The organism is Martelella sp. FLE1502 (assembly GCF_053484255.1).
On sequence record NZ_JBAKFQ010000007.1, the window covers coordinates 18,358 to 33,521 of the forward strand.

General features: G+C 63.5%; 13 protein-coding genes. 8 read left to right on the plus strand and 5 right to left on the minus strand.

The window, feature by feature from the left end:
- The first annotated feature begins 634 nt into the window (after positions 1-634).
- Positions 635-2,122: an aldehyde dehydrogenase family protein gene (locus V6767_RS08095; RefSeq protein ID WP_448472999.1), complete on the plus strand. Its 1,488-nt coding sequence runs from the start codon at positions 635-637 to the stop codon at positions 2,120-2,122.
- Positions 2,119-3,531: an NAD(P)/FAD-dependent oxidoreductase gene (locus V6767_RS08100; RefSeq protein WP_448473000.1), complete on the plus strand. Its 1,413-nt coding sequence runs from the start codon at positions 2,119-2,121 to the stop codon at positions 3,529-3,531. The genes V6767_RS08095 and V6767_RS08100 overlap by 4 nt, the downstream gene beginning before the upstream one ends.
- A gap of 18 nt (positions 3,532-3,549) precedes the next feature.
- On the opposite strand, the gene V6767_RS08105 is transcribed toward V6767_RS08100, so the two are convergent.
- From V6767_RS08105 to V6767_RS08115, 3 genes are read right to left on the minus strand one after another with little or no spacing between them, the layout of a single operon-like run.
- A complete protein-coding gene (locus V6767_RS08105) occupies positions 3,550-4,857 on the minus strand; it encodes a TRAP transporter large permease (protein WP_448473001.1) in 1,308 nt (435 codons plus the stop codon).
- A 12-nt stretch (positions 4,858-4,869) separates the two neighbouring features.
- Complete coding sequence (locus tag V6767_RS08110) at positions 4,870-5,391, minus strand: TRAP transporter small permease subunit (RefSeq protein ID WP_448473002.1); 522 nt, start codon at positions 5,389-5,391, stop codon at positions 4,870-4,872.
- A gap of 43 nt (positions 5,392-5,434) precedes the next feature.
- Positions 5,435-6,559, minus strand: a complete 1,125-nt coding sequence (locus V6767_RS08115) for a C4-dicarboxylate TRAP transporter substrate-binding protein (RefSeq protein WP_448473003.1) — start codon at positions 6,557-6,559, stop codon at positions 5,435-5,437.
- 449 nt (positions 6,560-7,008) lie between these two features.
- On the opposite strand from V6767_RS08115, the gene V6767_RS08120 reads away from it, so the two are divergent.
- Positions 7,009-7,872, plus strand: a complete 864-nt coding sequence (locus V6767_RS08120; protein WP_448473004.1) for a LysR substrate-binding domain-containing protein — start codon at positions 7,009-7,011, stop codon at positions 7,870-7,872.
- 300 nt (positions 7,873-8,172) lie between these two features.
- On the opposite strand, the gene V6767_RS08125 is transcribed toward V6767_RS08120, so the two are convergent.
- A complete protein-coding gene (locus tag V6767_RS08125) occupies positions 8,173-8,997 on the minus strand; it encodes a transporter substrate-binding domain-containing protein (RefSeq protein ID WP_448473005.1) in 825 nt (274 codons plus the stop codon).
- A 145-nt stretch (positions 8,998-9,142) separates the two neighbouring features.
- Positions 9,143-10,066 carry a LysR family transcriptional regulator gene (locus V6767_RS08130; RefSeq protein WP_448473006.1) on the minus strand — a complete coding sequence of 308 codons (924 nt, stop codon included), beginning with the start codon at positions 10,064-10,066 and terminating at the stop codon, positions 9,143-9,145.
- A 154-nt stretch (positions 10,067-10,220) separates the two neighbouring features.
- On the opposite strand from V6767_RS08130, the gene V6767_RS08135 reads away from it, so the two are divergent.
- Genes V6767_RS08135 through V6767_RS08155 form a run of 5 tightly spaced genes read left to right on the plus strand, consistent with a single transcriptional unit; the run spans position 10,221 to position 15,142 of the window.
- Positions 10,221-11,396 carry an NAD(P)/FAD-dependent oxidoreductase gene (locus V6767_RS08135; protein ID WP_448473007.1) on the plus strand — a complete coding sequence of 392 codons (1,176 nt, stop codon included), beginning with the start codon at positions 10,221-10,223 and terminating at the stop codon, positions 11,394-11,396.
- Positions 11,393-11,647 carry a 2Fe-2S iron-sulfur cluster-binding protein gene (locus tag V6767_RS08140; RefSeq protein ID WP_448473008.1) on the plus strand — a complete coding sequence of 85 codons (255 nt, stop codon included), beginning with the start codon at positions 11,393-11,395 and terminating at the stop codon, positions 11,645-11,647. The genes V6767_RS08135 and V6767_RS08140 overlap by 4 nt, the downstream gene beginning before the upstream one ends.
- Entirely contained in the window at positions 11,640-12,977 is a 1,338-nt protein-coding gene (locus V6767_RS08145) for an FAD-dependent oxidoreductase (RefSeq protein WP_448473009.1), read from the plus strand. The genes V6767_RS08140 and V6767_RS08145 overlap by 8 nt, the downstream gene beginning before the upstream one ends.
- A 7-nt stretch (positions 12,978-12,984) precedes the next feature.
- A complete protein-coding gene (locus tag V6767_RS08150) occupies positions 12,985-14,385 on the plus strand; it encodes an aldehyde dehydrogenase family protein (protein ID WP_448473010.1) in 1,401 nt (466 codons plus the stop codon).
- A gap of 10 nt (positions 14,386-14,395) precedes the next feature.
- Positions 14,396-15,142, plus strand: a complete 747-nt coding sequence (locus V6767_RS08155) for a 4-hydroxy-tetrahydrodipicolinate reductase (protein ID WP_448473011.1) — start codon at positions 14,396-14,398, stop codon at positions 15,140-15,142.
- Positions 15,143-15,164: the final 22 nt, after the last annotated feature.

Here is a 15,164-nt window from a genome sequence, read left to right on the forward strand (position 1 = left end):
CCGTCCTGTGCGCCTCAAGGGCGATACGTTTTTCAATACATTGTCTGATCGGCAGGCCTGTCCGCCGAACGCGAATGCCGCCGAGATGCCTTGGTCGAGCGCCTGCGCTCGCCGTCGGTCACTCACGCGTTGGGATGAAGGACCCTCCTGCGGACCGGAAATCCGGTTTCCTCTCCCGGGAAAAGATTATTCGTGAATCCATTTGACGCAAGCGAATATTATTTCCCAATAATGTTAGCAAAATTAACACAAAAGGAAGAGAACGCCTTCTCTAAGATGAAAGCGGTTTCAGGTGCGGTCCGCGCAACCGCGCGGTCGCGGCCGGACCAAGTCGGGAATGGCGGTGAAGCCCCCTGGTTGCGTCAAATCCTTTAACGTTGATCGGCAAGTTTATTGATTTGCGTCAGCTGAATTCCTGGTTGTACCCTCGTGACGGGTATTGAGCAGAGGCCGGGCAGTTTGCAGGACAACCGCCCGACCGCCGGAAGGCAGCCGCACTCCTCCCGTGGCCTATGGCAGACACCCGACAACGGACGGCTCTTCTCGATCTGCTGAAGGCCTGAAGGAGGGCGGCGGCGCCGCCGAGCGACGCGCGCCGGCATTCCCGCCGCAGGCAAGTGACAAGGAAGTTTCGATGGACAGGACCAGTCTTTACATTGACGGCATGTTTACCGCCCCGTCCGAGGCGGGCTACTTTCCGGCGATTGACCCCGCCACCGAGGAGCCATTCGCAGAGATCGCAGCCGGACAGGCAGCCGATATCGACAGCGCCGTGCGCGCGGCGCGGCGGGCATTCGACGCCGGAGAATGGTCCAGCCTTGACGGCAGGCAACGCGCCGCCGCGCTACGGCGGATCGCCGAGGGCATCCGCGCGCGGCTGAAGGAGATCGCGCTTCTGGAAGTCCGCGACAATGGTAAGCCGCTGCCCGAAGCGGAATGGGACGTCGCCGATGCAGCCTTCTGTTTCGACTATTATGCCGACCTTGCCGAGAACGACGCAGCGCGTCCGCAGGAAGAGGTCGATGTCGGCGATGCCCGCTTCCACTCGAAGATCGTGCGCGAACCGCTCGGCGTGGTCGCCGCCATAACGCCCTGGAATTTTCCGCTGCTGATGGCGGTCTGGAAGGTTGCGCCGGCGCTTGCCGCCGGATGCACCATCGTGCTGAAACCGTCTGAACTCTGCTCGCTTTCCTGTCATGAGCTTGCGCGGATCATCGATGCGGCCGGGCTTCCCGCCGGCGTTTTCAACCTCGTCACCGGCACGGGGCCGGCGGCCGGCCAGCCGCTTGCCGACCATGCGCTCGTCGACAAGGTTGCATTCACCGGCTCGGTCGCGACCGGCCGCAAGGTCATGCAGGCGGCCAGCGCCGGCATCCGGACCGTCTCCCTGGAACTCGGCGGCAAGTCGCCCTTTGTCATTTTCGACGACTGCGACATCGAAAAGGCCGTCGAATGGATCCTGTTCGGCATCTTCTGGAACAAGGGCGAGGTGTGCTCGGCAACCTCGCGCATACTGGTGCAGCGGCCGAAATACGCGCGGCTGCTGGACCGCCTGCGCGACGCTGCGGAGGCGATCACGATCGGCGCGGGGGCAACGCCCGGCGTCAAGCTCGGCCCGCTGGTCTCGCAGGGTCAATATGACAAGGTGCGCGCCGCCATCGCGGCAGGCAAGCGCACCGGCGCGCGTCTGGTCTCCGGCGGCGACCGTCCGGAGGGCCTTGAACGCGGCTATTATCTGACACCCACGATCTTTGCGGACGTACCCACGGATTCCGATATCTGGCGGGAGGAGGTTTTTGGTCCCGTCGTCTGCGTCAACGCCTTTGACACGGAGGAAGAAGCGCTCGTCCTCGCAAACGACAGCCGATACGGTCTTGCCGCGGCCGTGATGTCGGACGACCTGGAGCGTTGCGAGCGCGTCGCCGCGAAACTGCGGGCGGGCATTGTCTGGGTGAACTGTTCACAGCCGACCTTCGTCCAGGCGCCCTGGGGCGGCTACAAGATGTCCGGCATCGGCCGCGAACTCGGCCGCGCGGGCTTCGATGCATATTTTGAAACCAAGCAGGTCACGCGCTTCGACCACCGTGAACATTGGGGCTGGTATCTTGGAGCCTCGGAATGAAAGACACAGGCACGGTCGCTTCCGGCATTCGCGACACCTTGAAAACCGCCGCACGAAGGCCCTATTGGCGCGACACGGTAGGCGAGCAGCCGCAATGTCCGGCCCTTGATGCCGACACGACCTGTGACCTCGCCATTGTCGGCGGCGGCTTCACGGGGCTGTGGGCGGCACTTGAGGCACGCCGTCGCCTGCCGGATGCCCAGATCGTGCTGGTCGAGGCCGGCGCCTGCGGCAACGCCGCGTCCGGCCGCAATGGCGGCTTTTGCGCGCCCTCGATCTCGCATGGCGTGGGCAATGCCGTGAAGCGCTGGCCGGCCGAGGCCGACGCGCTCGTGGCATTCGGGCGCGCCAATCTGGATGGCTTCGAGGCCGACCTTGCCGAATTCGGGATGTCGGTCGAGTTCGAACGCAAGGGGAAAGTGACGGTCGCGGAAAAGCCGTGGCAGATCGAGGGACTGCAGACACAGGCCGAGCTCTACAGCCGCTTCGGCATCAAGAGCGAGCTGCTGACCGGGGACGCGCTCAGGGAACGTTTCAACTCGCCGGTCTATTCCGCCGGTCTGTACGAGCCGAACTACGCCGTCCTCAACCCCGGCAAGATGGTAGCAGAGCTCCGCCGCGTCGCACTCGCGAGGGGCGTTGCAATCCACGAAAACACGCCGGTCACCGCGGTGCGCGACGATGCAGGTGGCGTCGAGCTGGAAACGCCGGGTGGCGTTATTCGCGCAGCACAGGTCGTCCTTGCCACCAATGCCGCGCCGCCGTTGCTGAAACGCCTCCGCTCCGCAGCCATCCCGATCTTCGACTACGCGATCGTGACACGGCCGCTTGCGGCGGACGAACTGGCGTCGATCGGCTGGACTGAGCGGCATTGCATCGCCGACTGCGGCAACCAGTTCCACTATGTCCGCAAGACCGCGGACGACCGCATCCTCTGGGGCGGCTATGATGCGGTATATCACTACGGGTCGCGCCGGGACGAAGCCTTTCTGACGGAAAGCGAAAGCTTCGACCGGCTTGCGAACAATTTCGTCCGCGCCCTGCCCTCGCTTTCGCATGTCTCCGTGACGCATGCCTGGGGCGGCGTGATCGATACCTCCGCGCGCACCACCTTCTTTGCGGGAACGGCCCATGCCGGCCGCGTCGCCTATGCGATGGGGTTCACCGGCCAGGGCGTTTCGGCGACCCGGTTTGCGGCTCTCACGATGCTCGATCTGCTACAGGGACGAGAGACGGAGCGGACCAAGCTGGCAATGCTTCGCCGGCCTCCCTTCCCCTTCCCGCCCGAACCGTTCCGCTGGCTCGGCATCCGCATGGCCCAGCACGGTTTGGCGCGCGAAGACGAAACCGGACGGCGCTCGGCATTCAACAAAATGCTCGATGCCTTCGGCGTGGGCTTCGATTCCTGACGACGTCCGCTGCGGTCACTATGACATCAGCGACGGAAGATAGAGCGTGATGATCGGGAAGCCGATCAGCAGGATCAACGTGATCAGGTCGACGGCGACAAACCAGCTCACGCCCCGGAAAATAGAGACGAGCCCCACCCTGTCGCCCAGCGCCGCCTTGACAATGTAGACGTTGAGACCCACGGGCGGCGTGACCAGCCCGATTTCCAGGAGCTTCACCAGTATGATGCCGAAATAGATTGGCTCGATTCCGGAGTCGCGCACAACCGGCAGGATAATCGGCATGGTCAGAAGCATGATGCCGATGGAGTCGAGAAAGCAGCCAAGGATCAGGTACAGCACGGCAACCATCGCGATCACGAGCAGATCGGAGGAGCCGAACGCCAGCAAGGAGGACGCGATATAGTTCGGGACGCCGCTGAGCGTCATGAACTTGCCGAGCAGCGTCGTGCCGATCACCACCATGAAAATGCCCGCCGTGCTGGACAGCGTCGCAAGCCCGCTGCGATAGAGCGACTGCCATGTCAACGAACGCCGCATCGCGCCCAGGCCGATCGCCAGCATTGCGCCGACCGCGCCGGCCTCCGTCGGACTGAACAGACCGATGAAGATGCCGGCGAGAACGCCGACGATGATGGTCGGCAGCGCCCAGATGTCCTTTATGGCATCGATAAGGTCGCGACGGCTGAAGGTCTCGGAGACGGCGGGTGCCAGGCGCGGATTGAGCCAGCAGCGGATGACGATCATGGCAATGAACATCGCGGCCGAAAGAAGCCCCGGCAGAAATCCGGCCATGAACAGCTTCGCGATCGAAACCTCGGCGAGATATCCGTACAGTACCATCAGAATGCTCGGCGGGATCAGGGAGCCGAGCGTGCCGGCGGCGGCGATCACGCCGGTCGCCAGCCCCGCGTCATAACGGTAGCGCAGCATTTCCGGCGTCGCGATGCGCGCGAAGGCGGACGATGTGGCGACGCTGGAACCGGACGCTGCCGAGAGCATCGCGCACGCCCCGACGCTTGCCACCGCAAGACCGCCCGGCAACCAGGCGAGCAGTATCCGCATGGCGCGGAAAAGACTGGCCGAAATTCCCGTCTCCGAGGCGACAAATCCCATGAGGAGAAACATCGGAATGGCCGTCAGATTCCAGTCGCCGACAAAGTTGAACGGAACAGCCGTAAGCATGCCCAGCGCCGCGCGCATGTTGAGCAAGACGGCAATGCCGATGAAGGAGACCAGTCCGAGCGCGACGCCAATCTGCACCCGCAACAGCAGCAGGATAAACCCGGCGCCCAAGCCTAGAAAACCGATCGTCAGATTGTCCATTATTGTCCCTGTTTACGTGCCGGTTTCTTCCGGAGCGGCGGGCGACGGGTCGTAGTCGGGATCGGTCGCCGCCTGATAGGCATTCGCGAGAACCATGAGGCATGCGGCGGCGAAGCCGATCGGCAGGGCCAGCTTCGCCGGCCAGATCGTCACATAGACCGCGCCCATGATCATTTCGTTGAGTTGGAAAGACCGCAGCGCGTCCGCGCCGGTCTGCCAGGCGAGAAGACCGAAGAAGAAGGCCGTGACGCCATAGCCTGCGACCAGGACCCAGCGCCGCGGCCGCGCGGGCAAGGCATTATAGAGAAGGTCGACGGTGATATGCTCGTTGTTCCGCTCGACGAAGGCGAGCGGGAGGAAGACCACGAGCACCATGTGATAGACCGAGATGATCTCGAGGTTTCCGGCGATGGGCCGGCCGGCGAGATTGCTGGCCAGCACATCGATCACGGTCTGAAGCATCATGAAGAACAGGCTTGCGAGCGCAAGAACGGCCAGCAGCATGGCAAGGCGTTTAATCGATCGCAATATCATGCGCTGGTCCTCGGTCCTGGTCTTCTGTCCCTGATATTACGCCTCAATTCGTGCCGTAGGTCGAGACATCGATGTTTCCGAATATCTGCTCGCGGAAGATTGTCTTGAGAGCATCGGTATCATCGCGGTCGACATCGGCAAGCAGTTGCCGCCACTTCTCATGCGTTGTCTCAAACCGGTCGATCAGGGACTGGGGATCCTGAACGCCAAGGCGTTCGCCGACGTCGATCGCCATCGGTTCGACATCCGTTTCGATGAAGGTGTGGAGCTCATCGGTCAGCCCCTCGCCCGGTTCGTGGAGCGTGACGCCGTGATCCTTGGCCTCAGTGAGAGCCTCGTCAACCGAGACCTCGAAAGCATGGGTCATATCAACGAGATTGTCGGATATGCTGTCGACCAGCAATTGCCGCTCTTCCAGCGAAAGCCCGGACCAGGCCGGCTTGTTCATGGCGTACTGCCAGCCGGCGAAATACTGGCCGAGATCCAGAAGCGTCACTTCCTTCGCCACGTCCCAAAGGGAGCGCGTCTTCAGGTCATTCGGCGAATTGGCGGCACAGTCGAGTTGCCCCTTTTCAAGCCCGGTAAACATCTCGGAAGACGGGACGTTCACCGCCACGGCGTCCACCGAGGCCGCCCAGGCGGCATGCACCGGGCTCGGCATCCTGATCTTCTTGCCCGCGATATCGTCGAGCGTGACGACGGGCGTGTTGCACATCAGCACATAGGATGGCGAGGCGTAGCTGCCGAGAAAGACGATGCCGTGCCTGTCGAACATCGCCTGCATCTCGGCGTCGTTGAGATAGAAATCGGCGACCGCCGCCGTCAGCACCATACTGTCATTGTAGGAAATCCCGAGCGCCGCAAGCACATTGTCAGGCGGAAGATCCGACGGGGTGTAGGTTCCGGCATGATAGGTCATGTCGACAATCCCGTCACGCAGGCCGGACAGATGCGCGCCCGGCGGCAGAACCGAGTCGCCGGTGAAAACCTTCATGGTCAGTTCGCCGTCGGATTTTTCCTCAAGCGTCTCGGACAGGGCCATGTAGCCATCCCTGGCCAGCGGATAGGTGTCCGGGAACCAGATACTGGCGGTAATCTCGGTTGCCGTGGCGGGTGCGGCCGCGGCGCCGAGGAAACTGATGAAGAGTACTCCGGCAAAGCGTTTCATAGCCTCATTCCTTTCGCTATCGGACGTCAATACTATTTCTCGGCCCGGTGGCTCCGTCCGGCCCCGGACATCGTCACTTCGATGTGGGCGGCGCCTTATGGTGCGCAAGCACCAGCCGAAAATGCCGGGCTCCGCGCATTCGCCGCGCCCGAAATCAGATTGAAGGAAGTCGTCAGAAAGAGGCGCGTCTCCTGACCGATGTCCGTTGTTGGCATGGCTCCGTCAAACGCCTTTCCTGCGTTCGAGACGTCGCACTCATGCACACCTTTGAGACCGTCGATCGCGCACGACGCTGAAGCTCCGCTTTATGATCCCCTTCCGTACCGAAGGCCGGCTTCCCGGACCATCGGTCGTTTTTTTCTTATAGAAAGATTATTCGCGAGATAAATTGACGCAAGCGAATAATATTGCTGAGATATGTTAAATCAATTTCCAAAAAAGTGGAAACAATGCTCAATCTGACAGCGCTGAAGGCTTTCCATGAAGTTGCCCGCAGCGGCGGTGTCTCCGCTGCAGCCGCCCAGCTCAATGTGACCGATGGCGCTGTGCGGTACCAGATCCGGCGACTGGAAGAGGAGTTGGGCGAAACCCTGATCGTCCGCAGCAAGCGCACCCTGGCGCTGACATCCGCAGGCGCGTCGCTCTACAGCCGGCTGAGCAATGTCTTCCGGGATATGGAACGGGCATGCCAGTCATTGTCTTCGGATTCCGGCATGGACGGCGAGCTGAGGATAGCATGCGCGCCCGCCTTCGCCGGCTCGCGCCTTCCGTCGATCATCAAGCTGTTCTGTGAGCAATATCCGCTGATGACGGTGCGGGTCTTCACGATCGACATGGCTGACGACAGCATGGACGTCATCATTTCCTACGGCGAACGCCCGGTCCCCGGCACGCGCGAGGCAATCCTGGGCGACGAAATCTATTTCCCGGTCGGTCGCCCGGAACTGAGATATGAATGGGATATCAAGACGCCGTCCGACCTTGCCCGCTGCATTGCCCTGCATGCCGACAAGGGCGCCGACTGGATGCGTCTGCTCAGCATGGCGTCGTCATCGCAACCGCTGCAATTCGCCCAGCAGATCTTTTTCCCCAATGCCGCGGTGTCGCTCCAGGCTGCAAGACGAGGATGCGGGATCGCGGTCGGCACCTCGATCCTGTGCGCCGACGACCTTCGCAGCGGCGCACTGGTGCGATTGCTGGATATCGAGGTCCCCGCCCCAAACCCCTACTTCGTCATACAACCAGGCGCACCTCACAAGGAGAGCGCCGACCGGTTCGTCGAGACCCTCATGACCCATATCGAACGCAACTGAAGCCTCAACCCTGCAATTTCTCACCACTTGGCCGTCGCCCGGCGAAGGTAGGCGCTGAACTTCGGGATGCACGAGGACGCCCGTGACGCTCAGACGTCAGCTACTCGCCAGCCATGGCTAATCAGCGCGACACGCCACGCGCATGGACACCAGCGTCCCGTCGAACGCGGCGCAAAAGAGCTGCAGGGCATCGCCCCCTCTCCTCCATCCGGCTGGCGAACGGCCGCACGCAAAAAACGCCCGGCACACGCGCCGGGCGTCTTTCCGTCTGCTGAAATGGACGGCAATCCGTGGTCCCGATCAGCCGCCGAAGCCGAAGCCGGGGGGCATGTCGGTCAACGAGATGCCGAACGGCTCGAGGCTCTTGAGAATCCAGGTCTGGTTGTTGCCGATGCGGCGGTTATACTCGGCCCAGGCGGATACGAAGCTCTTGAAGGTCTCGTCCGCGCCGTAGTTCACGGCAATCACCGAAGGCGTGGACAGGACCGGGGTCGGCACCTTGACGCTGCCGACGCTTGCAGCCTTCTTGGAGATCACCAGCCCGTTGAGCATGGTGTTGATCAGGCCTTGCGCCTTGCCGGTGGTGACGGCGACGATCGCCTCATCGCGGGTCTTGAAGCGGAGAATATTGGCCTTCGGCAGATATTGCTGCGCTATCAGATCCTGCGCGGAGCCGAGATCAACGGCGAAGGTGTATTGCGGATCGTTGAGCTCGTTCCAGCTCTTGCCCGCAAGCGCTTCATCGGCGGAGATCAGCACGAAACTGTTGTAATAGGTCGGGTCGGAAAACGAAACCGACAGCGCGCGCACCGGCGTCGCGGTGACGGCGAAGGCCATGTCGACCTTGCCGCTCTGGACGTCCAGAATGGCATTGGACCAGCTCGATTCCACCACTTCCAGCTCGACATCAAGCGTCTTGGCGATGTCCGACGCCATATCGATAACGAAGCCGGTCCATTCCCCCGTGCGCGGGTCCTTGTTGAAATAGGGCACTTCGTTCAGGATCGCCGGAATGCGCAGCTTGCCGCGTTCGCGGATGTCGCTGACCGTGTCGGCGCTGGCGGAGGCTGAGAACAGCGAAAGCGCCACCGCCGTCACGCCACAGATCTTGGCAAACAAGTTCATTGAGAGATCTCCATAATTCCCCGGATTGATCGTTTTTTCGAACCGCAACCCCCATCGGCCACGTCCGGGAACAGGCTAGCGGCTCAGCCGATCCAGGCAATGCTAGAGAAAAGACGGCGCTTGTGCGCTTTTTTGTATGTTCGGGTCATAGAGGCGGCAGGATATCGCCGCTCGGCGGGTCGAGAACCGGACCCACCAGCTCGCGCTGGCAATCCTCGTATAGCTGCTGGACCATGGGGTGGGTTTGCAGGAATCCGGCGCTGCCGAAATAGACCCGGATTTCCGGCAGGCTGGTCAGGCGGAGCGAGGCGATTTTCTCGTCATCGGCGGCCACGCACCATGAGGGAATGATGGAAAAGCCGAGCCCTTCTTCAACGCACAGCTTCACGCTGGAACTGCCCGAGGTCGAAATCGCGGGATGAACCGCCCTGCCCTCGCGGCCGAGAAAATCGACCGAGACATTGCGCAGTGTCTGCCCGGGTTCATAGGTGACGAACGGCTTGTCCGCGGCCCAGGCCGGAATATCCTCCTGCGCCGGCACATCGCCCCAGTCGCGCGGGAAGACAAGTGAGAGCCGGTAGCTGCCGAGCATGCGCTGCGGCACGACCGGGTCGCCGAAATAGCGTTCCGAGATGCAGACATCGAGGCTGCCGTTCTTGACCAGTTCGGCCAACACCGTATCGCGTTCGTAGACGGAAAACTCCATCTCGGGAAAAGCCTCTCGGAAGCGGGCCAGAACCTTGGGAAACAGATAGAAGAAGATCGCCTGCGGCATGCCTACCCTTAGCGCGGAGCGCTGGTTCTCGATCAGCGTCGTCAGCCGCTCCAGCATGATGTCGAGTTCGGGATGCAACAGATTGTACAGGGCGCGGCCGCGCGGCGTGAGCGAGATGCGCTTGGCGCCCTGTTCGGATTCGATCAGTTTGTTCTTCAGTATCTGCTCAAGCCGTCGCACGTGGTTGGCGGCGGACTGATAGGACAGGTTCAACTCGCGCGCCGCCGCCGAGAAGGAGCCGTAGCGCGCCACATGATAGAATGTCTGCACCAGCGTAAGACTGATCTTTGCCATCGCGAAAATCCCCTTTCTTCTCTTTTAAGGGGTGGCCGGCCGCAAGCCTGATACAAAAAACATGACCTTTGAAGGCCATTCTCTTGTATCGACGCCCGAAGCCGACAGCCGTCAATATGACCGATATCGAACGTCATCATACCGGTCAAACCAAATGCATGCCCGCTCCTCACCATCCGCCATCGTCATCGGCTCCGGCATCGTCGGCGCGGCGACCGCCTATTTTCTGGCGAAAAAGGGCGTCCGCGTCACGCTGATCGACAGCAGCGCGCCGGCGGCGGAGGCGACCGGCGCTGCCGATGGCGCGGTCTCCGTGGCCAGCAAGCGTCCCGGTCCGATGATGACGACGGCCCTGGAGGGCATTGCGCTTTACCGCAGGCTTGCGAAAGACGGGCTGTTCGCCGGCCTGTTCAAGCAGCGCTCGACCTTCATCATCGCCTCCAGCGCGGAAGAATGCACGGTGCTCGAGGCGCATGCGGCGGCCCTCTCATCCGCCGGCGTGAGCGTGGAGCATCTCAACGCTTGCGCACTGCGCCGGCGCTTTCCGGCGCTTTCCGACAGCGCCTCGCTCGCCGTCGAAGTCCATGCGGAGGGACACGCGATCGGCTACCGGATCGTTCACCGGCTGATCGGAGCCGCCGGCATCGCCGTGCATCGCAACACCCGCGCCAGCCGGCTGCGGCTTGCCGGCAATGGCGAACGGGTCGAGGGCGTTGAGACCGACAACGGGTTTCTCTCCGCCGACGCCGTCGTCATCTGCGCCGGTTCCGGCTCCGAGCGTCTCGTCAATGTCGGCGCCGGACTCATTCCGCGCAAAGGGCAATTGCTCGTGACCGAACGCGCCTTCGCCCTCAACGCCTCCATGCCCGGCGCGATCATGTCGGGCCGATATCTGCTTTCCAAGCGTTCCGGCAGCGGCGAAGCCGCCCGGCCCGGACGCGGCTTCGGCCTTGTCATCGATCCGCTGGAGACGGGGCAATTTCTGATCGGCGGCACGCGCGAAGCCTTTGGCGACCGCAAGGTCAACGATCTCGAGGCGGTGTCCCGCATCCTGAGCGACGCCGTCGCGCTGGTGCCTGGCCTTGCCCGGCTGCGGCTTCTCAGGGCCTTTGCCGGCGCGCGCACCGCGGTTTCCGATGGATTGCCGCTGATCGGCAGGCTGCCCGGCATCGAAAACGGCTTCATCGCCACCGGCTTTGAAGGTGATGGCATCTGTCTCGGTCCGGTCACCGGCAGGACGATCGCCGAACTGGTCACCGGAGAGCGTCCATCGATCGATATCAGTCCGTTTGATCCCGCCCGCTTCGGCATCTGCGAGGTGGCGGCATGAACCGGGGGACATTCTTCTTCATGGGGCGCGAAGTCGCCTTCCGCCCGGGCGAAACCATCGCGGCCGCTCTTGTTGCCGAAGGCGTGACGCAGCTTGGCGCCGACGGGCTCGGGCAGCCGACCCGCTATTTCTGCGGCATCGGCGCGTGCCAGGGCTGCGTCGCGCGGGTTGACGGGATCGTGCGCGAAACCTGCCTGACCCCTGCCCGCCAGGGCATGCAGGTGGAAAGCATGGAGGGCGGCTATGTCTGAACCCGCGATAGACGTGCTCGTCATCGGCGCCGGTCCGGCGGGACTGTCTGCCGCCGCCACGCTGAAGCGCGCCGGCATTTCGGTCGAGATCATCGAACAGCGGCCGACGATCGGCGGCGCGATCTTCCGCCAGCCCATCGACGGCGTCACGCCGGTTGCCCAGCCGCGCGCGGCCAAGGCACGTTTCGCGCGGCTGAGACAGGCCGCCGAAAACATTCCGATCCACCATGAACAGGTTTTTATCGCGGTCGACGGCGATGGCTGGGTGGTGACCGAGAACCGCCGGACGGGACGTATCGAAACGCGGCAGCCCAAGGCGGTGATCATCGCGACCGGCGCGGTCGAGAAGGTCCTGCCGCGTCCGGGCTGGCACCTGCCCGGCGTTTCCACCGCCGGCGGCCTGCAGGTGATGATGAAGGAAACCGGACGGCCGCCGCAGGGCCGCGTTCTGCTCACTGGAAACGGCCCGCTCCTTATGGCCGTTGCGGCACAGATGGCGCGGCTCGGCAATCCGCCGGTCGCCGTCGTCGAGGCGGGCGCGCCCTTCAGGGCGGTATCCGCCGGCCTTGCGCTTTTCCAGTTCCCCCGATTGCTGATGGAATCCCTCGGCTATATGGCGACGCTCCTTGCCCGGCGGATCCCGGTCCTGCAGGCGACAACGGTGCGCGATATCCGCCGGACCGACGAGGGGCTTGTCGTCACGCTTGCCGGGCGGAATGGCCGCAGCCGGGAAATCGTCGCGGATCGCGTTGGCCTCCATGAGGGTATCCGGCCCAATGATTTCGCATTGCCGCCTGAAGGCCAGCCTTCTCCCAACCACCCCCTGATCCTCCATGCCGGCGACGGGCGCGAGGCGCTGGGCAGCATCGCCGCCGAAGCCGACGGCCGCAAGGCCGCGGGCCAGGTAATTGCGGCGCTTTCCGGACAGGCGCCAAGGCCCGAAGCAATGCTGGCGCGCATGCGCGCGGCGCAGGCGGTGCTCGACCGGATTTTCGCACCGGCGGCGGGCGCTCAATCGCTTGCGGCGCTGCCGGATGACACGATCCTCTGCCGCTGCGAAGGCAAGACGACGGGGGACCTGAAACGGCTCGTGCTTGGCGTCGATGCGCCGTCCGAGCGCGAGATCAAGCACAATGGCCGCTTCGCCATGGGCGCCTGCCAGGGCCGGTTCTGCGCCCACAATACCGCAGCGCTGATGGCCGAACTCAGACCGGACCAAACTGTCCCCGCGGCCAAAAACCTGGCCGGCAGGCGATGGCCGGTCCGCCCGGTCGCGATCGAAGCGATGATCACCGCGGCACACTCCCCAATTGAACCGAAAGACCAGTGAGGCACCCATGGCACAGGCACAGGCGGCGATCCTGCCGAAAACAGAAACGATTTCCGTCCGCAACCCGTTTTCCGGCGCGCCGGTGGGCGAGCTCTGCGTGAACACGCCGGCGGAGATCGACGCCGCCGTGATCAACGCCAAGGCCGCCGCCCGCGCCTTCCGGTTCTCGACGCCAGCCACGCGGCGCGCGCTACTGAACGCGCTTGCCGCCGAGATAGCCGCTGATGCGGAGAACCTGGCGCGCCTCGTGTCCTCGGAAATGGGCAAGACCATAAGGGAGGCCCGCAACGAAATCCGTCGCGCCCAGAACACGCTGAAGCTTTCTGGCGACGCCGCGACCTTCCTCGACGGCGAGGCGCTGCACTGCGCCATCGTCGAGGGCGGCGCCGACCGGCTTGCGACCGTCACCTATGAGCCTGTCGGCGTGGTTGGCGCGATCACGCCCTTCAACTATCCGGTCAATCTTCTCTGCCACAAGCTCGGCCCGGCGATTGCCGCCGGCAACGCGGTGGTCGCCAAGCCTTCGCCGAAGGCACCGCTTGCGGCCAACAGGCTCTGCGAACTGGCCCGCAAGGCGGGCTGGCCGGAGGACCTGTTCCAGGTCGTCAATGGCGGGGCTGAGGCAGCGCTTGCCCTTGCCCGCGCGCCGATCGATCTTCTTTCGTTCACCGGCGGCCCGGCTGCCGGTCTGGCGCTGAAGAACGCAAGCGGCCTGGTGCGATGCCTGATGGAGCTTGGCGGCAACGACCCGCTGTTCGTCCTGCCCGATGCCGATCTCGACCGCGCCGTCGCCACCACGATCGGGCACCGATTCGAGATTGCCGGACAGAGCTGCGCTGCCGTCAAGAAACTTTACCTCCACGCCGATATTGAAAAGCCTTTCACCGACAGACTGATGGCCGCCGTGGACGCCATCGAATTCGGTGACCCCGCGCGTGACGACACCGACATGGGCACCGTGATCGACCTTCCTGCGGCCCGCATGGTCGCCGAAAGGATCGAGGCGACGGTCAGCGCCGGCAAGGCCCGGCTGCTTGCCGGCGGTAATCATGATGGCACCGTTTTCGCACCGACCGTTCTGACCGATGTCGCCGTCGATGCCCCGGTCATCGCCGAGGAGACCTTCGGTCCCGTGATCGCGATCCGCCGCTTCACCGATGCCGGCCAGGCGATCGCCGAGGTCAATGCAGGGGAGTACGGGCTGCAGGCCGGCGTCTTCACCAACGACCACGCCCTGATCCGGATGTTTTCCCGCAACCTCGCCGTTGGCGGCGTGATGATCAATGAGGGGCCCGATTTCCGCGCCGAGCATGTGCCCTTCGGCGGCATCAAGCGCTCCGGCCTCGGCCGCGAGGGCGTGCGCGTCGCCATCCGGGAAATGTCGGAACAGAAGGTCGTGATCGACTGAGGAGAGCATAATGCGTATCGGAATACTCGGCGCTTCGGGCCGTGTCGGAACCAGTCTCGTGGAGCTGATCGTCTCCAATCCCGGCCTTGAGCTTGCGGCGGCCATGGTGTCGCCGGGTTCTAAGCTTGTCGGCAAGCCTGTCGCCGGCAGCAGCATTGAATACCGCCCCGCGGACGCGGCGATGAAGAGCCATTGCGACGTCATCATCGATTTTTCGACGCCTCAGGCGAGCATGGCGCTGCAGGACGCCATTGGCCTGAAGAACATACCGGTGGTCATCGGCACCACTGGTTTCTCTGCCGAGGACGATGCTCGCCTGTCGGCCTGCTGCGCCCACCGGCCGATGCTGATCAGCGCGAATTTCGCCCGTGGTTTCGAGGCCTTCCGCCTGAACGTTCTGGGCTTTGCCCGGATGATGCCGGAGGGCGAGCCGCGTGTAACCGAGACCTATCATACCCGCAAAAAGGCCGAGCCTTCGGGGACATCGAAACTGCTTGCGGGACAGATCGAGGAGGCGAGAAGCGCGGTCATGGGCTTTGCCGCGGCAAAGACGCCGATCACCGTGTTCCGCGAAGGCGATACCGTCGGCATCAACACCGTCAGCTTCGATCTCGGTTCGGCGGAGGCCCGTTTCACCTACCAGGTTCACACGCTCTCGGCCTATGCCGAGGGCGCCATTACCGCGGCCCAGTGGTTGAGCTCCGGTCATCGCGAACCCCGCCGCTATGCACTCGCCGACAGCCTTGCGGCCCGGTGAAAACCCAATCAGAGGAGAAGAC